The following is a 23,357-nucleotide window of genomic DNA, read 5'->3' on the forward strand; positions in this document are numbered from 1 at the left end:
GACCGATGTCCACCGACCCGAACGCGCTGAGCCGCCGCGCGATCGCCATGCTCAAGGCGATCGCCGACGGGCGCGCCGAGCTCCGCTGCAGCTGCGAACCCGACCTCCGCGTGGACGGGCTGTCCTGCTGTGACCAGTCCACCGCCCACGAACTCGCCCACGCCGGCCTGGTGAGAGCCACCCGGCTCGTCGCGCCCGGCCAGTGGGCCCCCGCCGAACTCACCGAGGCGGGTCACCGCGCCCTGGCCCAGGGCACACCCGCCGCCGCAGCCTGATCCCCGGCCAAAGCCCTCGTGAGTGGGAAACAGTGTTAGAACACTGTTTCCCACTCACGAGGGCTTTGTGCGAGAACGGGGTGAGAAAGGTGGGGCCGGGCTGAACCGGGGCGGGCCGGGGGCCGTGCTCTGGGTGAGGGCGTCTCGCACACGCCCTCCGGGGTCGCCACGACGCAACGATCCGGGCCAGCCTCCGCCCGATCGGGACCGGGTACCCCGGCGAGCGGCCGTCGCGGCAACGGCCACCTCGCGCGGGCCCGTCCGGCATCCCCAGAATCCCGGACGGGCCCGCCCCAGCTGTCGCGGATCCTGTCCGGCACCCTCACCTGATCAGCGGTCGCCGTCTCCGGGCGCCGCACGCGACGGTGGGGACATGCGACGTTTCGTGGCCGTGAGCGCGGCCGTCCTGGCGGGCATCGGTCTCCTCACGACGTCCGGGAGCGCGAACCCGGAAAGCGCTGTCCCGGACCTCGCCCAGCACGCGGTGGGCGGCTGGACCGGCACGTGGGCCGCGGCCCCCGCGGCCGCCGTGCCGAACACCCCGGACGGCTACCCCGGCTACTCGATCCGCAACGTGGTGCACACCAGCGCCGGCGGTGGCCGCGCCCGCGTCCACCTTTCGAACGCCTTCGGCGCCGCTCCCCTGACCTTCGGGCACGTCACCGTCGCGGTCCAGGGCACCGGCCCGGACGCCGTCCCGGGGACCCTGCGGTCCCTGACCTTCGGCGGCGCCCCGAGCGTCGTCGTGCCCGCCGGCGCCGAAGCGCTGAGCGACCCGGTCAACCTCCGGATCCCGGCCGACACGAACCTGCTCGTGACGACCTACGTGCCGGAGAAGTCCGGGCCGGTGACCTACCACCCGGCCGCGGCGCAGACGTCGTACTTCACCCGCAACGGCGACTTCGCCGCCAGCGAGTCCGGGGCGCCCTACACCGAGCAGACGTCCGTGTGGCACTACGTCTCCGGCGTCGACGTCCAGGGCGGCGCGGAAGCGTCGATCGTGACGCTCGGCGACTCGATCACCGATGGCGTCGGCTCGGCCGCCGGGGCCAACCACCGCTGGCCGGACTACCTGGCCGACCGGCTGCACGGCCGCTTCGGCGTGCTCAACGCGGGCATCAGCGCCAACCGGCTGCTGCTCGACGTGCCCGGCTCCGGGGCCGGCCAGAACGCGCTTTCCCGTTTCGACCGGGACGTCCTCGGCGTCGGCGGGGTGCGGACGCTGATCGTGCTGGAGGGCATCAACGACATCCAGCAGACCCCGCACCAGACCGACCCGGACGCGATCACCTCCGCGTACCGCCAGCTGGTGGCGCAGGCCCACGCGCGCGGCATCCGGGTCCTCGGCGGCACGCTGACGCCGTTCAAGGGCTGGCGCGTCTACGACGACACCCTCGAAGCGACCCGCCAGGCGGTGAACACCTTCATCCGCACCGGCGGGGTCTTCGACGGCGTCGTCGACTTCGACGCGGCGGTCCGCGACCCGGCCGACCCGCTCCGGATGCGGCCGGCCTACGACTCCGGCGACCACCTCCACCCGGGCGACGCCGGTTACGAGCGGATGGCCGCCGCCGTCCGGCTCGACCGGCTCTGATCCCGCGGGATGAACAGCACCGCGACCAGGCTCAGCACCGCCACCGCCACCAGGTAGAGCGACACCGAAAGCGAGGTGCCGGTGGCGGTCTGCAGCGCCGTCGCGATCAGCGGCGCGAAACCGCCGCCGAGCACCGCGCCCACGGCGTAGGAGAACGACGCCCCGCTGTAGCGGTAGCGCGGCTCGAACAGCTCCGCGAACAACGCCGACTGCGGCCCGTAGGTGGCGCCGAGGCCGATGTTGAGCACGACCACCGCCACGATCAGCCACACCGTGGCCTTCGTGTCGACCAGCAGGAAGAACGGGATCGGCCAGACCACCAGCAGCACCGATCCGGCCAGGTACACCGGTTTCCGCCCCACCCGGTCCGACCACGCCGCCGTGACGAGGATGCTCACCAGCCACGTCACGCTGCCCACGATCACCACGACCAGGAGCGTGGTGCGGTTGATCTTCAGCACCGAAGTGCCGTAGGACAGCAGGTAGGCCAGGAAGATGTAGCCGATCGCGGTGTTGGCGACGAAGCTGCCGGACGCCACCAGCAGCGCCCGGGGCCGCTCGCGCAGCACCTCGGCCATCGGGCGGCTGCTGCGTTCTTCGGCCGCCCGCAGCTGCGAGAACACCGGGCTTTCCTCGACCCGCAGCCGGATCACCAGGCCGACGCCGACGAGCACGATGCTCGCCAGGAACGGCACCCGCCACCCCCACGAGGCGAACTGCGCGTCGGTGAGCGCGCGGCCGAGGACGAAGAACATCAGCTGCGCCAGGATCAGCCCGGCCGGGACGCCGATCTGCGAGAACGCGCCGTACCGCCCGCGACGGCCCTCGGGCGCGTGCTCGACCGCCATCAGCGCGGCACCACCCCATTCGCCGCCCGCGCTCAGGCCCTGCAGCAACCGCAGGACCAGCAGCAGGATCGGCGCCCAGACCCCGATCGCGGAGTACGTCGGCAGCAGCCCGACGCCGACGGTCGCCACGCCCATCAGCAGCAGCGACAGCACCAGCATCGCCTTGCGGCCGACGCGGTCGCCGAAGTGCCCCCAGAGGATCCCGCCGACCGGGCGGGCCAGGAACCCGACCCCGAGCGTCGCGAAGGCGGCGAGGGTGCCGGAGGCGGGCGACAGCGTCGTGAAGAACAGCTTGCCGAACACCAGCGCCGTCGCCGTGCTGTAGATGAAGTAGTCGTACCACTCGATGGTGGTCCCCACCGCGCTCGCCACGGCGACCCGCCGCAAGGGCCGGGCCGCGACCGCGCGGCCGCTCACGAACCCGTCAGTGCGGCTGCCGGGACCAGGTCGTCCACGAGCAGGTCCATCAGCAGCCCGTCGTGCCAGCTGCCGTCCGGGCCGCGTTCGTAGGAGCGCATCGTGCCGACCGGCCGGAAGCCGAGCGAGGAGTAGAGCCGGATCGCCGCTTCGTTGCCGGCCGCCGGGTCGATCACCACCCGGTGGTGGCCCCGCACCGTGAACAGGTGCTCGGCCAGCGTGCGGATGGCGTCCGAGCCGAGCCCGCGCCCCTGGAAGTCCGGGTGCACGGCGATGTCGATCCCGGCGTGGCGGTACTGCGGGTCGGCCTCCTCGAAAGCCAGTTCGATGCCGATTACGTCGTCGTCGTACTCGATGGCGTAGGTCGTGGTGCCTTCGTCGGGGTCCAGCAGATAGGACACCTGGGCGGCCACCGGCTCCTCGGCGTCGGCCCACCAGCGGGCGACTTCGGGGTGCGACAGGATCTCCTCGAACCGGGCGGCGTCCGGGGCGGCGGCAGGCCGCAGCCGGACACGGCTTCCGGTGATCAGGCCGGTCATCGGCCCAGTGTCGCCGCCCGGGCGCCCGCTGTCGAGACCCCGAAAGGACTGCTCAGGGGTCGTGACGCGGGCGCCGGGGCGCCTCAGTCGAGGTTCATCGGGCTGCCCGGCTTGATCGGCGGCAGCTGCGGCGGGTCGAAGTCGCCCCGTTCCAGCCGCGCCCAGTCTTCCGGTGTGGGGTCCGGGTAGTACCGCTGCCAGGCGTCGTCGCCGGGCCAGTTGCCGGTGCGGGCCGCGTTGCGGGCTTCGTGCAGTTCGAAGGCGTCGGCGTCGCTCAGCGGGCGGGTCGTGACGTGGTTGGTGCCCGGCACCGTCGCGCCCCCGTCCGGCACCGCCGCACCGGGCCGCGGGTTGTACCGCATCCCTTCGCCGCCGGCGTGGACGTCGTTCACCATCCGGTGGTACGAGTCGTCGGCCATGTCCATCCGGTTCCGGATCACCGGATCGGCGTGGTTGCCCTGGAAGCCCGGCTGGTGCGCGTACCCGAGCTGGTTGAGCTGGACCGCGGTGTTGGGGTCGTTGTTCTCGATCGCGGCCCGCTGGTCACGCCGGTAGGTCGGCGCGTTCCAGCCCGAATCGTGCGTGGCGTGGCTGGTGCCGGTGCCGGGGTGGTTGCGGTGGGCACCGTGTTCCTCGTAGTACGCCCACGCGTTGTTCTCGAGGTCCCGGCCCTCCTTGCGGGGCACCTTGCCGGGGGCGCCGTTGTCGTTCAGCACGTCGAAGCCCGCGGTGTGCTCGGACTGGTGGGTCTTGTTGCCGTCGATCTTGGAGCCGAACTTGTCCTCGAGCCGCTTGCGCTCGAAGTCCTTGTCGCCGTAGCTGCCTTCGGGGTACTTGTGCGCCCGGCGCTTGCCCTTGTTCGGAGCCGAGTTCGGCTTGCTGTACGGGTGGAAGCGGTCCGGCTTCTTGCCTCCGCCGCCACCGCCGCCCGAGCCCGACGCGGCGCACGGGGTCACCTTGCCCAGGCCGAGCGGGTCGATCGACGCCGTCGGGTTGCCGACGTAGGCCAGCGAGTCCGGGTCCGGGGCCAGCCCGAGCGGGTCGTGCGAGACGAACCGCCCGGTTTCCGGGTCGTAGTAGCGGTGCAGGTTGTAGTGCAGCCCGGTTTCCGCGTCGTGGTACTGGCCGGGGAACCGCAGCGGCGTGCCCGCGTGGCCGCCCGCGTTGACCAGCGCGCCCCACAGGGCCGTGTGCTGGTGCCCGGCCAGCGCGCCGGTTTCGTCCAGCAGTTCCGCCGGCGAGCCGACGAGGTCGGTCAGCACGGCGTGGAACCGGTCGGTGCCGTCGCCGAGCACGCGTTCGGTCTGCGCGAGCGGGCGCTCGGCGTCCGGCGCCCAGTCCCAGACGGTGGCCACGAGCGGCCCGCCGGGCACGCCGTGGACCTGTTCGGCGAGCAGGGTGCCGTCCCAGGAGAACTCGACCTGCTCGGCGACGGAACCGGCCGCGTCCAGCCGCTGCTTGGCGATCCGGCGGCCCACGGCGTCGTAGCGGTACTGCCAGATCACCCCTTCGGGCGTGCGGACGGCGGTGAGCCGGTTTTCCGCGCTCCAGCGGTACTCCCAGCGCCGGCCACCCCGCTCCCGCGCCACGACGCGGCCTTCGGCGTCGTGGGTGTAGCGGGTCGCGCCGGCCGCGGTCAGCAGCGTGCCCTGGTAACTGCGCGGGCCGCTCGCCTCCGGCGCGCCCGGCCAGTCGGCCGCGGTGATCGCGCCCGCCGGGTCGTAGCCGTAGCTCTCCTGCCAGCGGGCGCCGCGGACGGCCAGCACCCGGCCGGAGGGACCGACCTCGAGCGTGCGGGGCCCGGAAATCAGGTCGGTGACCGTGGCCAGGTACCCGTCGGGCAGGTAGCCGTATTCGCGGCGCTGCACGGTGGCCTCGCCGCGCCGCACGGTCTGGACCGCGAGCTGGCCGGCCGGGGTCCACGCCTGGTGCAGCTCGGCGGCCACGCCGTACCGGGTGACCAGCCGGCGCGCGGTCTCGTGACCGGCGGCGTCGTAGCCGAACTGCAGCGTGCGGCCGCCGGTGGCCAGGGACGTGGCGCGGCCGCGCGCGTCGTAGGCGAACACCGCTTCCGCACCGGTCGGGGTGCGCCGGTGGGTCCGGCGGCCGAGCGCGTCGTAGGCCGACAGCACGGCCCGGCCGTTCACCGACTCGCTGACCACCCGCCCCAGCGCGTCGTAGGCGAACCGGAGCTCGCTGTGCGCGTTGCGGGCCAGGACGACGCGGTCGGCCGCGTCGTAGGCGAATTCGGCGACCTCGTCGCCGCTGCGGCGCCGGACCACCCGCCCGAGGGCGTCCCGCTCCAGCGCGATCGTCTGCCCCGCGCCGTTGCCGCGCAGGACCAGCCGCCCCGCGGCGTCGTAGGCGTAGTGCAGGGACCGGCCGTTGTAGTCGACCTCGCGGACGAGCCGGCCCGCCGGGTCGTACTCGTAGCGCCAGACCAGCCCGGCCTCGTTGGTCACCGACGTCAGCCGCAGCTCGGTGTCGTAGCCGTAACGCAGGACGCCGCCGTCCGGGCGCTGCTCGCTGACCGGCAGGTCGAACTGGGCGTAGGCGATCCGGCTGACGCCGCCGCGCGGGTCGGTCCGCTCGTCGGTGTGCCCCACCGCCGTCGACCCGAAGCGGTGCACGGCGCCGTCCGGGTCCACCTGCTCGACCAGGTCGCCGGCCGCGTTGTGGACCGTGCGGGTCGTCGCGCCGGTGGGATCGGTGACGCTCGCGAGCCGGCCGAGCGAGTCGTAGGTGTAGCGGGTCACCGCACCGTCCGGCGCGGTGATCGCGACCGGCAGCCCGGCCGCGTTCGCCTCGAACCGGGTGACGCCGCCGAGGGCGTCGGTCACCGTGGCCATCGTGCCGGTGGCCTCGTCGTAGGTGTAGCTCGTCGCGGCCCCGGTCGGGTCGATGTCGCGGACCAGGCGGCCGCGCTCGTCGTGCTCGTAGCGCCAGACGGCGCCGTCGGGCCCGGTGACCGAGACGGGGCGGCCACCCTCGTCGTACTCGGTGACCATCCGGGTGCCGTCGGCGCGGACCACGGTGGTCACGTTGCCCGCCGCGTCCCGCTCCCAGCGGGTGACGTGCCCGAGCTCGTCGGTGCGCGCGATCTCCCGGCCGAAGCGGTCCAGTTCGGTGCTGGTGGTGCCGCCGAGCGGGTCGGTGCGGCCGATCACCCGCAGCCGCTCGTCGAGGCGGTAGCGGGTGACGGCGCCGAGCGAGTCGGTGACCGTGGTCAGCCCGGGCTCGTAGGACAGCGTGGCGTCGAGGTAGCCCTCGGCGCCGCGGGCCTGCACGCACCGGCCTTCGGAGTCGTACTGGTAGCCGTACCAGCGGCCGTTGACGTCCTCCCAGCGGACGATCCGGCCGTCGGCGTCGTAGGTGAACCGTTGCGGGGTCCCGGCCGCGTCGGTGACCTCGACCAGCCGCCGGCGCTCGTCGTAGCGGTATTCGGCCAGCGGGACGGGCTCCCCCGCCACGCGCACGGCGGTGATCAGCCCGTCGGAGGAGTCGAGTTCGAGGCGGTACCCGCCGGAGTGCTCGATCCCCACGGGCACGCCGTCGCGGTGCCGGACGACGACCCGGTTGCCCGCGCCGTCGACGAGCGCGCGCAGCGGCAGGGTGGTCTCCCCGGGCTTGGCGGCGAAGTAGCGCATCCGGTCGTGCTGCGGGGCACCGACGACGAAGCCGTGGCGCACCCGGCGCAGCGCCAGGTACGGGCCGTGCTCGGGCAGCACGGGCTCGATGCCGCGGGGCACCGGGTAACGCAGGATCGTCCCGTCGGACAGGGCGAGGTGCAGGCCGTCCGGCTCCACCTCGATCCGTTCGTCCACTGTGGACGTCCAAGTGGGACCGAAGCTGCGGCCCGCGCGGTAGCTCGACAGGTGCGTCCGGCCGAACTCCAGCGGCAGCGCACCGGGCAGCTCGACGTCCGTCTGCTCGAGCAGCACGGCTCCGGTGGCGACGTCGATCGGGTCGCCGCACAGCGACCGGTCCGTGGCGGGGGTCGTGTGCTCGTCCGGCTTCGGGTTGCTGTCCTTGATCTTCGGCGGGGCCTGGGGTCCCTTGCCCGCCCCGGACGGCGTGGTGCCGCCGCCCGGGCCCTTCGACGCCGGGGGCGGCGTCGGGTCCGGGGCCTTCGGGGTCTCGTCCGGTCCCTTCGAGACGGGCGGCGGGTCCGTCTTCGGCGGCGTGTCCGGGCCGCCCTTGGCCCCGGAGGGCGTGGTGTTGCCGTCGCCGTGCGCGCCCGACGGAGTCGTGTTGCCGTCGCCGCCGCCCTTCGGTGGCGGGTCGGTCTTCGGCGGGGGCGCGTCCGGGCCGCCCTTGCCCTTCGGGCCGCCGATGTCCTTCGGGCCGCTCTTGATGTCGGCGTGCTTCGGCGGCGGCGCGGCCTTGCCCGGCTTGATGTTCTTCAACGCCTTCGCCGCGTCCGCGAACAGGTCACCGGCCCGCTTGAGCAGCGGGATCAGCGCCTTCAACGCCGTCACCAGCCGCTTCACCAGATCGGCGATCTTCGACGCGGTCTTCGCCACCGCGTTGATCACCTGCGGGACGACCCACGTCATCCCGATGCCCAGGGTGAACACGACCTGCAGGGCCCAGCTGATCAGGTGCCCGACCAGCTCCGCGATGATGTCGCGGACCAGCGCCCGCACCGCCGCGACGACCTCGCCGGCGGTCTTGACCCCGCTGGAAGCGCCTTCGCAGCCCTTCTGCGCGGTCTCCAGCAGCGTCACCGTGTCCTGCGCCCGCTGCCGGTAGGTGTCCGCCGCGTTCCCGGTCCAGGAGACGGTGTCGGACTTGACCATCCCGGTCAGATCCTCGCCGACACTGCCCAGCTCGGTCGCGACGTTCTTCCACGTCTCCGACTGCGCGGCGATTTCGTCGGCGTTGCCGGTCAGGCCGTTGAGGGCCTCCTTCAGCGGGCCGACGTGCTCGATCAGCCACCCCACGCCGGCCGCCAGGATCGCGCCGAACGGATCCATCGCCATCGACAGCGCGTCCAGGGCCGTCCCGACCGCGCCGAGGGCCACCGACGCCCAGTCGCCGCTTTCGATGGCCGACTTCAGGTCGTTCGCCGACTCCAGCAGCGAAACACCCGAATACGCCTTCGTGGAATCCTTGGTCTCGGCGACCAACGGGTTCACCACGGATTGTTGTCCTCATCGTCGGAGTCGGTGCGCCGCCGCGGCGGCGCCTGGGGGGTACCGGGGGCGGGCGGGGCCGCCGCGCCACCCGCCGGGGACGGCGGCACCGGAGCCGGCGGCACGGGCGGCTGCTCGTCCGGTTCGTCCGGGTTCGGGAAGCGGCCGCGCAGGTTGTCCAGCAGCGCTCCCCGCGTCTCGCGGTCCTCGTCGCCGAGCTGCTCGGCCATCACCCCGGCGACTTTGTCGGCGATACCGGCCTGCGCCCGCCGCATCGTCGTCAGGATCTGCCGCGACAGCTCTTCGAGCGGGAACGACTTGACCTTGTTCGAGAACGTCAGGTCCGTGACGGTGCCGTCCGCGCCGACGGTGACGCTGACCGCGCCGTCGGAGCTGGTCGCGGTCAGCCGCAGCCGCTCGGTCTGCTCCTGCGCCGCCTGGTACCGCTGCGCCTTCGCCGCGAACCCGGCCGCCCAGTCGTCCATCCGGCGGATCGCCTCGTCGGGGTCCCGGATCAGGTCCCCCAGGCCGTTCGGGCCGGTCATGCGTTCGTCCTCGCTTCCACCGCGCGGGGCGACGACGCCGCGAGCTGACGTTCGAACGGCTGCGCGTTGCCTTCCTCGCCCTCCCGGTAGGACTGTGCGGCGGTCCTGACGTTGTCGGCCAGCCCGCGCACGCCTTCGGCCGACGCCGTCAGCGACTCCTTCGCCTTCTCGTTCGTCGGCCGGATGATCGGCGGCAGGAACGCGCAAAGCAGCCCGTAGGCGTGGTCGGACATCGCCGTGTCGGCCGCCTGCGAGGCCGTGGTGAGCCGTTCGACCAGGCTCTCGACGTGGCTCGCGTGCGCGACCAAGTCGTCCGGTTCGACCTCGAAGCCGGCGGCCGTCATGTGCTCACTTCCAATCCTGGTTCTTCCAGTCGCCGATCACCGGCGGTGCCACGACCTGCTCTCCGGCGAAGAAGTTCGGGTCGTCGCTCTCGAGGTAGTCGGCCGACTTGTGTTCCTTGTCGTCGTCCTTCTTGCCGCCGCGGGCACCGGCACCCATGCCGCCCATGCCCGGGGACCCGGCCGCACCGGGTGCGCCACGGCCCGACATCGCGTTGCGCGCCGCCGCCGCTTCGGCTTCCGCGGCCGCGCCGGAGGCGGCACCGCCGCTCAGGCTGCCCGCGCCGGTGCCGCGCACGCCCCCACCGGCCGCACCGCCACCGGCCGCACCGCCACCGCCGCCGCCGATCCCGCCGAGGGACCCGCCCCCGGCGCCACCACCGCCGCCGATGCCACCGAGCCGGCTCGCGATGCTTTCGCCGTTGATCCCGCCGAGGCGCCCGATGGTCGGCATCTTGCCGGTCCCGGTGCCGCCACCGGGGATGCCCCCGGGGCCGGTGCCGGTGGGCAGGCCGGTGATCGGGTCGATGCCGGGCGGGGTGAACCCGGGGATCGGGCCGCCGCCGCGGACGGTGCCACCGCCGCCGGAGACGTCCGGGATGTTCGGGATCGTCGGCGGCGTGAACCCGCTGCCGCCGCCGGTGCCCCCGCCGCCCGGGATGCCGGACGGGGTGAAACCGGACGACGTCGTCGAGTCGTCGAAGTGCGGCAGTGACGAGCCGGGGATCCCGGCGCCGCTGAAGTTGCCGCCGGAGGGGCCGCCGGGGGCGTCGAAGTTCGGCGGGGTGAAGCCCGCACCGCCACCGCCGCCCGCGCCGCCACTGCCGCCGCCGGGGATGCCGGCGCCGGAGAAGCCGCTGCCGGGGATGCCGCTGCCCGGGAACCCGCTGCCGGAACCACCGGAACCCGGGATGCCGGAACCGCTGCCGTCGCCCGGGATGCCGCTGCCGGAGAAGCCGGCCCCGCTGCCCGCGCCGCCGCCGGGGATACCGGCCCCGCCCGCGCCGCCGGCGCCCGCACCGCCGGCGCCCGCACCGGTGCCGTCCAGGGCCGCCGCGTTCACGTCGGCCGGGGTCTGCGGGGTCACGCGGTCCATCGCGGTCCGCGCCAACAGCGGCTGCGCGTCGGTGCCCGCCCCGGCGCCGCCGCCCGCGGCCACGCTCTGCCTGGTCGCGGTGGCCGTCGGCAGCTTCGGCGGGGCCGGGAACCGCGGCGTGGCGACCGCGGCGCCGATGGTCTCGTCGTACTGCGTCATGATCTGCGCGGCGTGCTCCCGCGCGGCCTGCTGCGCCCGGTAGGTCTGCATGGCCTCGCCCGCGGCGGCCGCGTACTGCACCGGGTCGGTCATCGACATCAGGCGCTGGTTGGTCGACTGCAGGTCGAACTGCACCGGCGGGTTGGCGGCCATCTGCCGCTGGGTCTCGTTGAGCGCCTGGGAGTGGATCTCCTGCTGCCGGCCGGCGAGGGTGGCGCCCTGCGCGGTCGCGCCCAGCCACTTGCCGACCCCGGCGAGGTGCTCGCGGACGGCGTCGCCGGCGCCGCCCTGCCAGTTGCTGGTGCTGGCGTTGATCGCGTCGGCGAGGGTTTTCTGGTGGGTGCCGAGGTCGTTGCCGACGCGCACCCATTCCTCCGAAGTTTCCGCGACGGTCGCCGGGTTGGCGTCCAGCGTGATGGCTTCGTTCATCTGCTCGTGGCTGGCGTTGTTCCACAGCGTGCGCGGCGCCCCGCCGGTCTCGCGCATGGTGAGCCCCTCGTCGAGGCCGTGCTTGGCGTCGTCGAGGTGCTGCTGGTAGAGCTCCTGGATCTTCTTGTCGCGCAGCACCGGGTCGACGACCGGCCCGAGCCAGCCGCGCCGGATCTCGTCGTCGATCTGCCTGGTGGCCATCTCGCGGATCTGGTCGCCCGACGGCGACTGGTCCGTGGTCAGCGGCCCGACGTAGTACTTCGACGACGAATCGGCGGTCACGTCGTAGAGCGGACTGCGCGGGTCGTAGTCCGGCGACGACGGGTCCGAGACGGACTCGGCGGTGGGTGCCACGGTCTCCCTCAGCTCTGGTCGGCGGTCGGGAGCGAGGTCAACGTCTGCTGCGTCGTCTCTTCCCGGGACTTGTAGTTCTTCTTCGCCAGCTTGATGGCTTCGATGTAGGTCGGGAACTCCTGCCGCGCGGCCTGCAGCTGGGTGACCAGCCCGTTCTCGTCGGCGGCGGTGCTCACCATGTGCGCGGAGACCCACTGCCCGGTGGCGGTCCGGCTCATGGCCGGGGCGTCGTGCAGCCGCTGCAGCGCGGCCCACCGCGCCTCGAGCGACTCGAGCACGCCTTCGAGCGCCTCGATCAGCTGGTTGCCGGTGGTGTCGTCGATGGCGAAGCCACCGCTCTGGGCGAGCCGCTTCAGCTGGGCCCCTGCGAGCCCGACCCGGAGCGCGGCCACGGCCTTCGTCTCGGGGGTCGTGGCGGCCTGCAGCTGCATGGTGGCCTGGACAGCCTGGACCGTCGCCGCGGTCTCTTCCGTCGTCATCTGGTCCTCCCCGATCAGTAGACGGCCGCGATCGCGTCGCGGATGGCCCGCGCGAGATCGGCCCGCCCGGCCGGCACGTATTCGGCGGTCAGCTCCCCGGCTTCGCCGGTCCGGGTGTGCACGAGGTAGCGGCCGTCGGCGGTGTCGAGCCAGCTCAGCGGCTCACCGGCCAGCCGCTCCCCCCGCCGTCCCTGCGCGGTGACGGCGATGTGCCCGCCCCCGAGCCGGGGTTCGGCCAGCACCCGTTCCAGCACGGCGACATCGGCGGGTTTGGGCGCCGGGGGCCGCCGTCCGGGCCGGACGACGGCCTTGACCTCGATCATCCCGAAGGCGTCGGTCTCTTCCTCGTCGAATTCGGCCTCGGCGATCCGCTTGGCGGTCATCGCCGACACCTCCCGCCCGGCGGCCCGGTGCACGACGTGCCGCCCGGTGGTGGCGGCCGGAGCCGGCGGGAGCACCCCGGTGACCACCTCGACGAGGTCCTCGTCGGCGAAGAGCGAGAACAGCAGGTCATCGGTGTCGGGAGCCTGGGTGATCCCGAGCGCCTGCGCCCCGTCGGTGACGACGAGGACGGCCACGTCGGCCCCGAGCCCGTCGATCCCGCTGACGGCCACCGACACGCGGGGCTCGGCGAGCAGCTCGAAGGCGGTCCGGACCCCGGGGTGGAGTTCACCGGAGACGGAAAGCCGCCGTTCTTCAAGGGCGTCGTAGACCTGCCGGGCCACCCGCACGAACCGCACGGGATCACTGGGCAGGTGACCGGCCCGCAGGGGGTAACGCTGCACATCGCCCCCGGTCGCCCGGCCGACAACGAGGGCTTCGAAGACCTCGAGGACGAACTCGAACCGCTCCGCCATTTCCCCTCGCCGGATCCTTTTCGTCAAGCCTTCAAGCAAGTTCTCCACGAACAGTATCAGTGCCTGAGCAGGCGGCGCCGGGACCGCCACCCCGATGCCCGAAAGACCACGATCTCCGGGACTGGCGGGGCAAAGGGGTTGTCACTCGGACGGGTGGAGATCCGGAGACCGGGCATCCAGGACGAGATCAGTCCTATATCCGGGCCAGCCTGGCCCCCATGGAACCCTTCCGCATCGAGGTCCCCCGAGAAGACCTCGACGACCTCCGCCACCGCCTCGCCCACACCCGCTGGCCCGGCGAACTCCCCCACGTGGGCTGGACCTACGGCGTCAACCAGACCTACCTGGCCGACCTGGTCGCCCACTGGCAGAACGACTTCGACTGGCGCGCCGAGGAGGCCCGCCTCAACGCGCTCCCCCAGTTCACCACCACGATAGACGGCCAGCGGATCCACTTCCTCCACGTCCGCTCCCCCGAACCCGGCGCCACCCCCCTGATCATCACGCACGGCTGGCCCAGCACGGTCGCCGACTTCCGGCACGTCCTCGGCCCCCTCACCGACCCGCGCGCCCACGGCGGCGACCCGGCCGACGCCTTCCACGTCGTCGCGCCGTCCGTGCCCGGGTTCGCCTTCTCCGGCCCCACCACCGAACCCGGCTGGAACACGCGGCGGACCGCCCGGGCCTGGGCCGAGCTGATGCGACGGCTCGGTTACGAACGCTACGGCGCCCAAGGCGGCGACTTCGGCAGCATCGTCTCCCCCGAACTCGGCCGCATCGCGCCGGAAGCGGTCATCGGGGTGCACGTGAACGCCGTGGCGAACGCCGGCGTCCCGACCGCACCCGGTGACACCGAAAGACTGTCCGAAGAGGACCGCAAGCGAGCGGAGGAGAACCGGGCCTGGTGGTACGCCCACTCCGGCTACGCCACGCAGATGGCCACCCGTCCGCAGACCCTCGCCTACGCGCTCAACGACTCCCCCGCCGGCCAGCTCGCGTGGAACCTCGAATGGTTCGTCGGCTGGGATCCCACCACCACGGACCAGACCCCCGTGGACCGGGACGCGATCCTGACGAACGTCACGATCTTCTGGCTCACCGGCACCGCCGGCTCGGCCGCGCGGCTCTACCGGGAAGCAGCCCGGGACGGCTGGGGTGAGCGACCGGCACCCTCCGGCGTGCCGACCGCCGTCGCGAACTTCCGGGGTGACCACGCCCTCCGCGGGCTGGCCGCACTGTCCAACACCGTCACGCGCTGGTCCGAGTACGACACCGGCGGGCACTTCGCGTCCCTGCAGGCGCCGGACGTGCTCGTCCGCGACATCCGGGAGTTCTTCCGCGAGCTTTAGGCCCGGCGGCGGCGTTTGCCCACGGCGCCGTCGAGCAGCGGCCGCAGTTCCGCGACCACCGTGTCGAGCGGAGCGACGTCCCGGTGCGCCCGCGCCAGGACGATCGCGCCCTCCAGCGCGCTGAGCATCAGCACGGCCAGCGACGTGCTGCGGGCCGGCGGCACCCCGAACTCCTCGAGGGTGGCCGCGACCGGGCGCTGCCAGCCGTCGAACGCCTTGCCGACCGCTTCGCGCAGGCTGTCGCTCGTCGCGGCCGTGTCGGCGACCGTCGCGACCAACGGGCAGCCGGCGTCGAAGCCGGACGTCGTGAACTCGTCACGCCACTGTGCCGCCATCGCCGCGAACAGCTGGCCGGGCGTCGGATCCGCCAGCTTCGCGGCCATGCGTGCGACGCGGCGGGCGGCGTAGTCGCCGGCCCAGGTGACAGCTTCGGCGATCAGCTGGTCCTTACCGCCCGGGAAGTAGTGCTGCAGGGATCCCCGGGGCGCTTCGGCGTGGGCGACCACGTCCCGCATGCCGGTCGCCCCGACACCGTGGATCCGCACCAGCTGCGCGGCGCTGAGCACCATCCGCTCGCGCGGCGTCCTCGTCATCGGCTGCCTCCTTCATGACGTCCGTCATGGTAACCCGCTCCGGCACGACCAGCGCGAAGTCCCGTTCACCGCGCTCGTACGCCGGCACCGGCCGGAAACCCTGGCTCCGCAGCAGGGCCTCGACGCCGGTGTTCCCGGCCTGCACGGTGGCGCGCACGGTCCAGCCCGGCCAGCGCCCCGACGCCCACAGCCACCGGCTCAGCGCGCTGCCGATGCCCTGCCGCTGCCACGCGTCGGCGACCAGGATCCCGACCTCGGCCTCCCCCGGCGTCTCCGACACGAAGTTGAGCAGCCCCACCGGAGTGCCGCCGCGCCAGGCGAGCAGTGCGACCCCGGCCGGCGGCCCGGCGAGCAGGAACCGCTGATAGCGCCGGAAGACGTCAGCCGGTTCCGCGGGGCCGCCCATCATGAACCGGCTCCGGAGACTGTCCGGCGAGCACGCCGCGACGAGGGCGGCCACACCGGCGCGGTCCCCGGCCTCTATGACAGTGGTCATAGTCACAGGAGACCACATTCCGGGGCCGAACACACTATGACCGCCGTCATAGAACGACCGCGCGGTTCGGCCGGACGGGCCGCGGGTACGTTGCCGTGGCCGCGCTCCCCCACCGCGAAAGGCGCCCCCGATGCAGCTCTACGCCGAACGGCCGGTCCGCCGCACCGCCCAGCTCGTCAGCGATCTCCTGGCCGTGCTGCTCGTCGTCCTCGCGGTGTGGCTGGGGACCTCGGTGTACGACCAGGTCATGAAGCTGCGGGCGCCCGGCGACGGCCTGGTCGACGCCGGCACCGGCCTGCGCGGCACCTTCGACTCCGCCGCGAACTCCGCCGACCGGATCCCGCTCGTCGGGGACGCACTGGCCAAGGCCCTGCACGGCGGTTCGGACGTCGGCACCAAGCTCACGGACGCGGGCCACTGGCAGATCGAGGCCGTCGAAAACCTGGCCTGGTGGCTGGCGGCGATCATCATCGCCCTGCCGGTGCTGACGCTGCTGGTGACGTGGTTGCCGCTGCGGTGGCACTTCACGCGCCGGGCCACGGCGGCCGCCCGGCTGCGGGCCCTCGGCGACGAAGGCCTGGACCTGCTGGCCCTGCGCGCCCTGGTGACGCAACCGCTGCACCGGCTGACTTCGGCGGGCGAGGTGGCCACCGGGTGGCGGGAACGGGACCGGGACGTCATCGAGAAGCTCGCCGGGCACGAGCTGGCCCGCCACGGCCTGGCCCGGTGAGCCGGAGGTCCCCGCCGGGGCTCAGGACACCGGCGGGGAGACCTCCGCACTCCGCCGGCTCAGCCGACGGAGGGGCCCATCCCGAGGGACTGCGGGGTGCTCGCGTCGGGCGAGGGCTGGTGCAGCCCCTCGTCCAGGGGCCCGAACTCGGTCATCAGGGCCGGGCTGCCGCCCCACGGGGTCTGCTCCTCGGCGATCAGCGAGTTCGTCGTGAGCAGCAGACCCGCGACCGAGGCCCCGTTCTGGACGGCGGACCGGCACACTCGCAGCGGGTCCACGACGCCGAGGGCGATCATGTCGCCGTAGCGGTCGTGCAGGGCGTCGAACCCTTCGTCGGCGCCGAGTTCGCGGGTGCGCGCGACGATCTCGTGCGCCGGGTGGCCCGCGTTGTGCGCGATGAGGAACGCCGGTTCGGCCAGGGCCCGCCGGACGATCTCGACGCCGATCGCCTGGTCCCCCGAAAGACCCAGGTCTTCCAGGGCCTTCTCGGCGTGCAGTAGCGCCGCTCCCCCGCCGGCCACGATGCCCTCGGCCATCGCCGCCCGGGTCGCCGACAGGGCGTCCTCCACCCGGTGCTGCAGTTCCTTGAGCTCGGCCGGCGTCGCCGCGCCGACCCGCACCACCGCGACCTTGCCGGTCAGGGCGCCGATCCGTTCGGTCAGGACGTCCTCGTCGACGCCGAACTGCGCGCGCTCCAGCTCCGCCCGCAGCTGCCCGACCCGGAAATCGACCGCGGCTGAAGAACCCGCGCCGCCCACGATCGTCGTGCGGTTCTCGGTGACCCGGACCTGCTTGGCGCGGCCGAGGTGCTCCAGCGTCATCGTCTCCATCGTGAACCCGGACTGCCGCGACAGCACCGCGCCGCCGACGATGGCGGCGAGGTCCTCCAGCTTGTGCAGCCGCCGGTCGCCGAAGCCGGGCGCGCGGACCGCGACCGACTGGAACGTGCCGTTCATGTGGTTGTGCACCAGCATGGACAGCGCCGTGCCCTCGACCGTCTCGCCGATCACCACCAGTGGCCTCGGCGCCCGCATCACCTTGTCCAGCAACGGCATCAGCTGCTGCACCTTGGTGATCTTCTCCGCGCACATGAGGATGTACGGGTCGTCGAGCACCGCTTCCAGCCGGCCCGGGTCGGTGACCAGGTACGGCGAGAGGTAGCCGTTGTCGAACTCGAACCCTTCGACGAACTCGACGCTCATCCCGATCGACGGCGACTCCTCGACCGTCACCACCCCGCCGTCGCCGACGGTGTGCAGGGCCTTGGCGATCACCGCGCCGACGGCGTCGTCGTCGTTGGCCGAGATCGCCGCGACCCGCGCGTAGTCCTGTTCGGACACCACCGGGTGCGCCTGCTTCTCCAGGTGCGCCACCAGAAGCCCGACGGCGTGGTCGATCCCGCGTTTGACGAGCACCGGGTTGCCGCCGGCCGAGATGGCCCGCATGCCTTCGCGGACGATCGCCTGGGCGAGCACGGTGGCCGTGGTGGTGCCGTCGCCGACGACGTCGTTGGTCTTGATCGCCGCTTCCTTGACCAGCTGCGCGCCCATGTTCTCGAACTGGTTCTTCAGGTGGATTTCGCGGGCGATGGTGACGCCGTCGTTGGTGACCACCGGCGAGCCGGTGATCTTCTCGATGATCACGTTGCGGCCCTTGGGCCCCAGCGTGGACTTGACCGCCTCGGCCAGCTTGTCGACGCCCGCCAGCAGCAGGTCGCGGGCGTCCGGGCCGAACCGCAGTTCCTTCGCCATCTGGCTGCTCCTAGGGGGTGAGGATCGCGCGGCCGCGCACGCGCCCGGCGTCGAGGTCGGCCAGCGCGTCCAGCGCCGCGTCCAGGGGGTACTTCTTCGTGTGGAGCGTGACCTTCCCGGCCTGGGCCAGCACCATCAGCTCGGCCAGGTCGTTGTAGGTGCCCACGAGGTTGCCGATGATGTTGCGTTCGGTGGAGATGATGTCGATCGTCGGGATCTCGATGTTCGAGCCGTAGCCGATGACGAAGTGCGACCCGGCGCGCCGGGTCATCGCGAAGGCGTCCTGCTGGGCGCCCTGCTCGGCGACGAAGTCGAGCACGACCTCGGCGCCGTTGCCGCCGGTCAGGTCGAGCACGGCTTCGACCTGCTTGCCGTCGGCGAGCACGGTCTCGTCGGCGCCCAGGGTCGACGCCAGTTCGAGGGCGTCGGCGTTGCGGTCGACCACGATCACGCGGGCGGCGGTCAGCGCGCGCAGCGACTGGATGCCGATGTGCCCGAGGCCGCCGGCGCCGTTGACCACGCACGTCGTGCCCGGGTACAGCTGCGGGACGGCCTTGCGCACCGCGTGGTAGGCGGTGATGCCCGCGTCCGCCAGCGCGGCGACGTCTTCCGGTTGCGTCGAGGGATCGAGCTTGATGCACGCCCGCGCCGACGTCAGCAGGTACTCCGCCATCCCGCCGTCGCTGCTGATGCCCGGGAAACTCCCGTTCGGGCAGTGCATGTCGTCGCCCGCGCGGCAGGCGTGGCACAGCCCGCACGTCGGCGTCGGGTGCAGGATGACCGTGTCGCCGACCTCGACGTTCGTCACCGCCGGGCCGACCTCGTGCACCCAGCCGGCGTTCTCGTGGCCGATCGTGTACGGCAGCTCGACGCCGGACTTCTCGGCCCACTGCTCCTCGATGATGTGCAGGTCGGTGCGGCAGACGCCGGCGCCGCCGATCTTCACCACGACGTCGAAGGGGCCGGTGGCGCGCGGCTCCGGGACGTCCTCGATCACCGGGTGCTGGTGGTACTTGTGCAGCCGCACGGCCTTCATCCCGTGCCCTCCTCTTCTGCGTCGAGCGAGTACCGTGCGCGCAGCATGCCGCGGCAGACGCCCGAATTGGCCTCCATGCTCGTGCGGGTCAGCCGCGCAAAAGCGAGATACCGCTTCGCGTCGGCTGGGGTCGTACCGGTAGCCGGGTCGAGCAGCAGCGGGTCGCCGTCCTCGGCGGGCAGGCCGAGCTCGCGACGGCGGGCGCGGAGCCGGTCCAGATCGGGGCCCCGCGGGACGTCGCCGAGGGTCAGCGACGCCGGATCGCGGCCCAGGGACCGGCAGACGCGGTCGGTGCCGGCCAGCACGGCCTTGCGGACGAAGTCGTACCGCAGCGTGTCGAGCTCGTCGGCGGCCTCGCCGTCGAACGACGCCACGAACCCCCGCCGCGCGGCCACCCCGCGGTTGATGACGTCGGACGCGAAGTGGTCGTCGAGCCGGATGTCCAGGCCGGTCAGGCCCGGCACCCCGGCGACGGCGTCGTAGGCGTCCGCGACCATCAGGAACGCGAAGTTCGGCGCGCAGAAGTACGTCGGCAGCCGCAGCCGGACGACGGCGTGGCCCGCGTCGCTCACCTCGCAGCGGGCCACGAACCCGAGATCGGTGAGGGGTTCGTCCAGTTCGGGATCCCGGACGGTGCCCAGCGCCGCCCACACGGCGGCGCGGGCCCCGGTCACCACGGCGGTCACGGGTTCGGCACGCCGACGGGCTCGACGTCCTTCGGATTCGCGAGCTTCAGTTCCTCCGGGACGTCGATGTCGTACAGCCGGGCAGCGTTCAGGCCGAGGATCTTCTTCTTCTGGTCGACGGTCAGCGGCGGGAAGTCCGACAGCTCGTCGTCGGACGGCATGTTCCAGTCGACGAAGCCCTCGACCTGCCACTTCGGTTCCCAGATGGCGTAGTCCGCGCCGAAGATCAGCTTGTCTTCGCCGAGCCAGAACATCAGCTCGCCCATGACCTTGGCGAAGAACTTCGGCCGGGCGTGCATCAGGCCGCCGACCACGACGGCGAGCCCCGCGTAGACGTTGCGCTCCTGGGTGGCCATGAAGCAGAAGTCCTCGATGCGCGGCAGGCCGACGTGCTCGACGATGAAGTTGAGGCCCTGGAAGTTCGTCGCCGCGTAGTCCACATCGGACACGTCGAAGGCGTCCTTGTCGAGGGGCCAGATCGTCGGTCCCTTGTGGATGTGGACGTTCTTGACGCCGAGTTCCTCGCACTTCTCCAGGTAGCGCGCGGCTTCCGGATCCTTCAGGCTCCAGCCGCGGGAGTCACCCCGCCACTCGGCCGTGTAGAGTTTGACGCCCTTGCAGTTGTAGCGCTTGACGCGTTCGGAGAACGCCTTCATGCCCTCGTCGCCTTCACGCGGGTCGAAGGTGGTGTTGACGAGGAACTTGTCGGGGTGCTTTTCGGCCAGCGCGCCGTCGTTCTCGGTGGTGTTGAAGCCCGTCTTGTACCACTGCCGCAGGTTGGTCGGCTGGAAGATGGCCCTGTCGACGTGCCCCACCTCGAACAGGTCGTGCATCATCAGTTCCTCGGAGTACTTCTGGAACCGGTCGAGCGGCCAGTGCGTCTCCTTCGGGCCGAGCCCCTGGTAGGCGTGGAAGCACTCGATCCAGCCCTTGGCGTATTCCTCCTGGCCCTCCACCCAGTTCTCCGGGCTCGCGTCCCAGAAGTGGGTGTGGGCGTCCACCACGAAGTATTTTTCGCCGTCTTTTTCGTACATGGTTGATCCTCCTGAGCGGGATCGAGTGCCTTCAGCTACTTGATGGGCTTGAGGTCGAAGTCGAGGTACTCCGCCGCGTCCTCGGGGTTGGCGAACATGATCGTGCGGTCGTCTTCGTGGATCATCCGCCCGTAGTGGGTGGACATGCTCTCCTCGAACTCGGCGGCGTTGAACCAGCCCTCCTCTTCGCCGGCGGCCTCGTCGACCTCGGCGTAGACGACCTCCATCCGGCCGACGGCGTCGACCCGGATCATCGAGGGCAAAGGCGTGATGGTGACGTTGTCCTTCGTGCCCATCACCTCGGCGACGATCGCGCCGACCTGGTTGTTCATCAGGGTGAACCCGCACATGTTGGACGCGGTGTTGTCGGCCTTGAACGGGCTTTCCGCGGTCTTGAAGACAGTCACTGGCCCAGCTCCTCGGGTGCCTTGAGGCCCAGTTCGGACAGGATTCCGGCGAACCGGCTCTTCACGCGGTCGAGACCGTCCTCGAACCGGATCGGCTTGGCGTCGGGCTGCGACCACAGCGGCTGCAGCGTGCGGGCGGCGGCGATGCACCGCGGCACCCAGTCCTCGAGCCACTTCTGCAGCAGCGCCTTGTTGTGGCCGGCGAACTCCTTGTCGTTGATCAGCAGGTGGAACAGCGGTTTCGTGTAGCGGAGGTCGCGTTCGGAGAAGTCGAACTCCTCGGCGCCGATCAGCGTCGGGGTGACGAAGTCGCCGTTCGCGGGTGCGGCCTGCTGGACCAGGTTGCTGCGGAACAACTCGCCCACGAGGGGCTCGAAGACGACGTTCGCGGCGAAGATCGCTTCGGCCCAGTCCCAGATCCCGGTCAGCTGCTCGGCGGTCTCCCGCACGCCCTGCCACGCCGGGTCTTCGTTCCACGTGGACAGGTGGGCCGTGCCGTCGAAGCCCTCGATCTCCTCGGTGAGCGTGAGGTTGTACAGCGCCAGGTCCTGCGCCGCGCGGATCCGGTGCATGCTGTTCACCGAGATCGCGTTGTTGTGCATGTTCGTCGGGGCGCGGCGGTTGGCGTTGGCGAACAAGTACAACCCCAGGCCGTGGTCGACGTGCATCCACGCGCCGACGTGCTTGGCGACGAAGTCGACCCAGTTGCGGTTCCACTGCTCGAACGCCTTGGCCTGGCGCGCGGCGTCGATGTTCTGGTTCAGCTGGCGCACGACGTTCGCGTTGTAGCGGTAGAGCGTGAGTTCCCACTCCTCGTTGGGGTCGCGGAACTCGTGCCAGCCGTGCGCGGGCCAGTCGTAGCCCTTCCCGCCGGAGCCCGGGCCACGCTCGGGCAGCGGCCGGTCCGAGCCCCACGCCTTCAGGGCGGTCCACTCCAGCGGGTAGCCGCCCTGGCCGTCGGCGAAGGCGTAGAGCCAGCCCTGGGACAGGTAGTGCCGCGGGTCGGGCTGGACCTCGACGGTGACGTCCTCGTAGTGGCTCTGCTTGCGCTTGGCCGGGGTGAAGTAGTTGTACCGGCGGGCGGTGGAGTCCGGGAAGACCTTGGCGCCCGCCTCGGCGTCGGTGAACGTCGGCTTGGGCACGCTGCGTTCTTGGGTGGCTGTCATGGGTTCCTTACCCTTCGCCCGTGGTGGTGAACTTGTCGTAGAAGACGCGCTTGCCGTCGACGCCGAGCGCGGGCAGCAGCTCCAGCGCGGCCTCGACCATCGGCGGCGGCCCGCAGACGTAGGCGTCCGCGCCGGTCAGGTCGGCGCCGGCCCGGCGCAGGACGTCGGTGACGAAGCCGGTTTCGCCGGTCCAGTCGTCGTCACCCGGCTCGGAAAGCGCAGGCACGTAACGGAAGTTCGGCAGCTTCTCGTCCAGCGCCCGCAGTTCGTCCTCGAAGCAGAGGTCACGCCGTCGGCGGGCGCCGTAGTAGAAGGTCGCCTTCCGGTCGATCCCGCGCTCGGCCATCGAACGCAGGAGCGACAGGATCGGCGCCATCCCGGCCCCGCCCCCGACGAAGACGAGGTCCGCGCCGGGGTTGTCCCGGAGGGTGAACACCCCGAACGGGCCGGTCACCCGGATCCGGTCGCCGACCGCGACTCCGGCGGCCAGGAACCGGGAGAACAGCCCGTCGGGGTAGATCTTGATGACGAACTCCAGGAGCCCGTCCCGGGCCGAGGTGTTGGCCATCGAGAACGACCGCGTCTCCTCGGTGCCCGGGACCGCGAAGTCCAGGTACTGCCCGGGAAAGAACTTGAGGTCACCGTCCAGCCGGACCACCAGGTGGCGCAGGTCGTGCGTGACCGGGTCGTTCGCGACGACCTCGACCTCGGCCTCCTGGATCGGCAGGCCGGACTGGATCATCTCCTCGTCGTAGTTGAGCAGCTCGATCGTCAGGTCTTCGTAGGCGTGGGCCCGGCACAGCAGCGTGAAGCCTTCCTCCTTTTCGTAGTCGGGGAGCGCGAAGGTCGAGTACCGGTCGTGTTCGACGTCGTCGCCGTCGAGGAGGAACGACTTGCAGGCCGCGCACTGCCCTTCCTTGCAGCCGTGCATGAGCATGACGCCCTGCTCGGCGGCGGCCCGCAGGATCGTCTGGTCCTCGGCGACGTCGATCTCGATCCCGACCGGCTCGAACCGGACGCGGTGCTTTTCCGCCATGCCGG

21 protein-coding genes are annotated in these 23,357 nt (G+C 72.0%); 4 read left to right on the forward strand and 17 right to left on the reverse strand.

The window, feature by feature from the left end:
• Positions 1–5: 5 nt before the first annotated feature.
• Positions 6–275: a hypothetical protein gene (locus tag AB0J55_RS13475; protein WP_364247220.1), complete on the forward strand. Its 270-nt coding sequence runs from the start codon at positions 6–8 to the stop codon at positions 273–275.
• A 373-nt stretch (positions 276–648) separates the two neighbouring features.
• Positions 649–1,869 (forward strand): SGNH/GDSL hydrolase family protein, encoded by a 1,221-nt coding sequence (locus AB0J55_RS13480; protein WP_364247223.1) that lies wholly within the window; start codon positions 649–651, stop codon positions 1,867–1,869.
• On the opposite strand, the gene AB0J55_RS13485 is transcribed toward AB0J55_RS13480, so the two are convergent.
• The 8 genes from AB0J55_RS13485 to AB0J55_RS13520 all read right to left on the reverse strand — a co-directional run bounded on the left by AB0J55_RS13485 (position 1,827) and on the right by AB0J55_RS13520 (position 13,068).
• The gene (locus tag AB0J55_RS13485; protein ID WP_364247225.1) at positions 1,827–3,134 is read right to left on the reverse strand and encodes an MFS transporter; all 1,308 of its coding nucleotides are present in this window, start codon (positions 3,132–3,134) and stop codon (positions 1,827–1,829) included. The genes AB0J55_RS13480 and AB0J55_RS13485 overlap by 43 nt on opposite strands.
• Positions 3,131–3,673, reverse strand: coding sequence for a GNAT family protein (locus AB0J55_RS13490; RefSeq protein ID WP_364247228.1), 543 nt, complete (start codon positions 3,671–3,673; stop codon positions 3,131–3,133). The genes AB0J55_RS13485 and AB0J55_RS13490 overlap by 4 nt, the downstream gene beginning before the upstream one ends.
• Before the next feature lie 83 nt (positions 3,674–3,756).
• The gene (locus AB0J55_RS13495; protein ID WP_364247231.1) at positions 3,757–8,814 is read right to left on the reverse strand and encodes an RHS repeat-associated core domain-containing protein; all 5,058 of its coding nucleotides are present in this window, start codon (positions 8,812–8,814) and stop codon (positions 3,757–3,759) included.
• Positions 8,808–9,353, reverse strand: a complete 546-nt coding sequence (locus AB0J55_RS13500) for a YbaB/EbfC family nucleoid-associated protein (protein ID WP_364247234.1) — start codon at positions 9,351–9,353, stop codon at positions 8,808–8,810. The genes AB0J55_RS13495 and AB0J55_RS13500 overlap by 7 nt, the downstream gene beginning before the upstream one ends.
• Entirely contained in the window at positions 9,350–9,697 is a 348-nt protein-coding gene (locus AB0J55_RS13505) for a type VII secretion target (RefSeq protein ID WP_364247237.1), read from the reverse strand. Before AB0J55_RS13505 ends, AB0J55_RS13500 begins: the two co-directional genes overlap by 4 nt.
• Positions 9,698–9,701: 4 nt before the next feature.
• Positions 9,702–11,732: a hypothetical protein gene (locus AB0J55_RS13510; protein WP_364247241.1), complete on the reverse strand. Its 2,031-nt coding sequence runs from the start codon at positions 11,730–11,732 to the stop codon at positions 9,702–9,704.
• Positions 11,733–11,740: 8 nt separating this feature from the next.
• Positions 11,741–12,211 carry a hypothetical protein gene (locus tag AB0J55_RS13515; protein WP_364247244.1) on the reverse strand — a complete coding sequence of 157 codons (471 nt, stop codon included), beginning with the start codon at positions 12,209–12,211 and terminating at the stop codon, positions 11,741–11,743.
• A gap of 14 nt (positions 12,212–12,225) precedes the next feature.
• Entirely contained in the window at positions 12,226–13,068 is an 843-nt protein-coding gene (locus AB0J55_RS13520) for an ESX secretion-associated protein EspG (RefSeq protein ID WP_364247250.1), read from the reverse strand.
• Positions 13,069–13,286: 218 nt separating this feature from the next.
• On the opposite strand from AB0J55_RS13520, the gene AB0J55_RS13525 reads away from it, so the two are divergent.
• Positions 13,287–14,417 (forward strand): epoxide hydrolase family protein, encoded by a 1,131-nt coding sequence (locus AB0J55_RS13525; protein WP_364247254.1) that lies wholly within the window; start codon positions 13,287–13,289, stop codon positions 14,415–14,417.
• Here AB0J55_RS13525 and AB0J55_RS13530 read toward each other — a convergent pair.
• Together AB0J55_RS13530 and AB0J55_RS13535 are read right to left on the reverse strand one after the other, a co-directional pair.
• Entirely contained in the window at positions 14,414–14,923 is a 510-nt protein-coding gene (locus tag AB0J55_RS13530; protein ID WP_364248181.1) for a TetR/AcrR family transcriptional regulator, read from the reverse strand. The genes AB0J55_RS13525 and AB0J55_RS13530 overlap by 4 nt on opposite strands.
• Positions 14,865–15,524, reverse strand: coding sequence for a GNAT family N-acetyltransferase (locus AB0J55_RS13535; protein WP_364247261.1), 660 nt, complete (start codon positions 15,522–15,524; stop codon positions 14,865–14,867). The genes AB0J55_RS13530 and AB0J55_RS13535 overlap by 59 nt, the downstream gene beginning before the upstream one ends.
• Before the next feature lie 112 nt (positions 15,525–15,636).
• Between AB0J55_RS13535 and AB0J55_RS13540 the strand changes: the two genes are divergently transcribed.
• Entirely contained in the window at positions 15,637–16,236 is a 600-nt protein-coding gene (locus AB0J55_RS13540; RefSeq protein ID WP_364247268.1) for a hypothetical protein, read from the forward strand.
• A gap of 59 nt (positions 16,237–16,295) precedes the next feature.
• Here AB0J55_RS13540 and groL read toward each other — a convergent pair whose 3' ends face one another.
• From groL to AB0J55_RS13575, 7 genes are read right to left on the reverse strand one after another with little or no spacing between them, the layout of a single operon-like run.
• Positions 16,296–17,987 (reverse strand): chaperonin GroEL, encoded by a 1,692-nt coding sequence (groL, locus tag AB0J55_RS13545; RefSeq protein ID WP_364247274.1) that lies wholly within the window; start codon positions 17,985–17,987, stop codon positions 16,296–16,298.
• Positions 17,988–17,997: 10 nt separating this feature from the next.
• Positions 17,998–19,023 carry an NAD(P)-dependent alcohol dehydrogenase gene (locus AB0J55_RS13550; RefSeq protein WP_364247281.1) on the reverse strand — a complete coding sequence of 342 codons (1,026 nt, stop codon included), beginning with the start codon at positions 19,021–19,023 and terminating at the stop codon, positions 17,998–18,000.
• Positions 19,020–19,709, reverse strand: coding sequence for an iron-sulfur cluster assembly protein (locus tag AB0J55_RS13555; protein WP_364247289.1), 690 nt, complete (start codon positions 19,707–19,709; stop codon positions 19,020–19,022). The genes AB0J55_RS13550 and AB0J55_RS13555 overlap by 4 nt, the downstream gene beginning before the upstream one ends.
• Positions 19,706–20,743, reverse strand: a complete 1,038-nt coding sequence (locus AB0J55_RS13560) for an amidohydrolase family protein (protein WP_364247293.1) — start codon at positions 20,741–20,743, stop codon at positions 19,706–19,708. The genes AB0J55_RS13555 and AB0J55_RS13560 overlap by 4 nt, the downstream gene beginning before the upstream one ends.
• 35 nt (positions 20,744–20,778) lie before the next feature.
• Positions 20,779–21,150 (reverse strand): propane 2-monooxygenase effector subunit MimD, encoded by a 372-nt coding sequence (gene mimD / locus AB0J55_RS13565; protein ID WP_364247296.1) that lies wholly within the window; start codon positions 21,148–21,150, stop codon positions 20,779–20,781.
• The gene (locus AB0J55_RS13570) at positions 21,147–22,316 is read right to left on the reverse strand and encodes a toluene hydroxylase (RefSeq protein ID WP_364247301.1); all 1,170 of its coding nucleotides are present in this window, start codon (positions 22,314–22,316) and stop codon (positions 21,147–21,149) included. The genes mimD and AB0J55_RS13570 overlap by 4 nt, the downstream gene beginning before the upstream one ends.
• 7 nt (positions 22,317–22,323) lie before the next feature.
• Positions 22,324–23,352, reverse strand: a complete 1,029-nt coding sequence (locus tag AB0J55_RS13575) for a 2Fe-2S iron-sulfur cluster binding domain-containing protein (protein ID WP_364247308.1) — start codon at positions 23,350–23,352, stop codon at positions 22,324–22,326.
• Positions 23,353–23,357: the final 5 nt, after the last annotated feature.

The sequence above is a fragment of the Amycolatopsis sp. NPDC049688 genome, assembly GCF_040674975.1.
Taxonomy (GTDB): Bacteria; Actinomycetota; Actinomycetes; order Mycobacteriales; family Pseudonocardiaceae; genus Amycolatopsis.

Coding starts and splice junctions, on each gene's coding strand:
- AB0J55_RS13540 (WP_364247268.1), top strand. CDS start 15,637: ATGCAGCTCTACGCCGAACGGCCGGTCCGCCGCACCGCCCAGCTCGTC.
- AB0J55_RS13475 (WP_364247220.1), top strand. CDS start 6: ATGTCCACCGACCCGAACGCGCTGAGCCGCCGCGCGATCGCCATGCTC.
- AB0J55_RS13480 (WP_364247223.1), top strand. CDS start 649: ATGCGACGTTTCGTGGCCGTGAGCGCGGCCGTCCTGGCGGGCATCGGT.
- AB0J55_RS13535 (WP_364247261.1), bottom strand. CDS start 15,524: ATGTGGTCTCCTGTGACTATGACCACTGTCATAGAGGCCGGGGACCGC.
- AB0J55_RS13490 (WP_364247228.1), bottom strand. CDS start 3,673: ATGACCGGCCTGATCACCGGAAGCCGTGTCCGGCTGCGGCCTGCCGCC.
- AB0J55_RS13575 (WP_364247308.1), bottom strand. CDS start 23,352: ATGGCGGAAAAGCACCGCGTCCGGTTCGAGCCGGTCGGGATCGAGATC.
- groL (WP_364247274.1), bottom strand. CDS start 17,987: ATGGCGAAGGAACTGCGGTTCGGCCCGGACGCCCGCGACCTGCTGCTG.
- AB0J55_RS13515 (WP_364247244.1), bottom strand. CDS start 12,211: ATGACGACGGAAGAGACCGCGGCGACGGTCCAGGCTGTCCAGGCCACC.
- AB0J55_RS13505 (WP_364247237.1), bottom strand. CDS start 9,697: ATGACGGCCGCCGGCTTCGAGGTCGAACCGGACGACTTGGTCGCGCAC.
- AB0J55_RS13525 (WP_364247254.1), top strand. CDS start 13,287: ATGGAACCCTTCCGCATCGAGGTCCCCCGAGAAGACCTCGACGACCTC.
- AB0J55_RS13500 (WP_364247234.1), bottom strand. CDS start 9,353: ATGACCGGCCCGAACGGCCTGGGGGACCTGATCCGGGACCCCGACGAG.
- AB0J55_RS13520 (WP_364247250.1), bottom strand. CDS start 13,068: ATGGCGGAGCGGTTCGAGTTCGTCCTCGAGGTCTTCGAAGCCCTCGTT.
- AB0J55_RS13560 (WP_364247293.1), bottom strand. CDS start 20,743: ATGTACGAAAAAGACGGCGAAAAATACTTCGTGGTGGACGCCCACACC.
- AB0J55_RS13550 (WP_364247281.1), bottom strand. CDS start 19,023: ATGAAGGCCGTGCGGCTGCACAAGTACCACCAGCACCCGGTGATCGAG.
- AB0J55_RS13570 (WP_364247301.1), bottom strand. CDS start 22,316: ATGACAGCCACCCAAGAACGCAGCGTGCCCAAGCCGACGTTCACCGAC.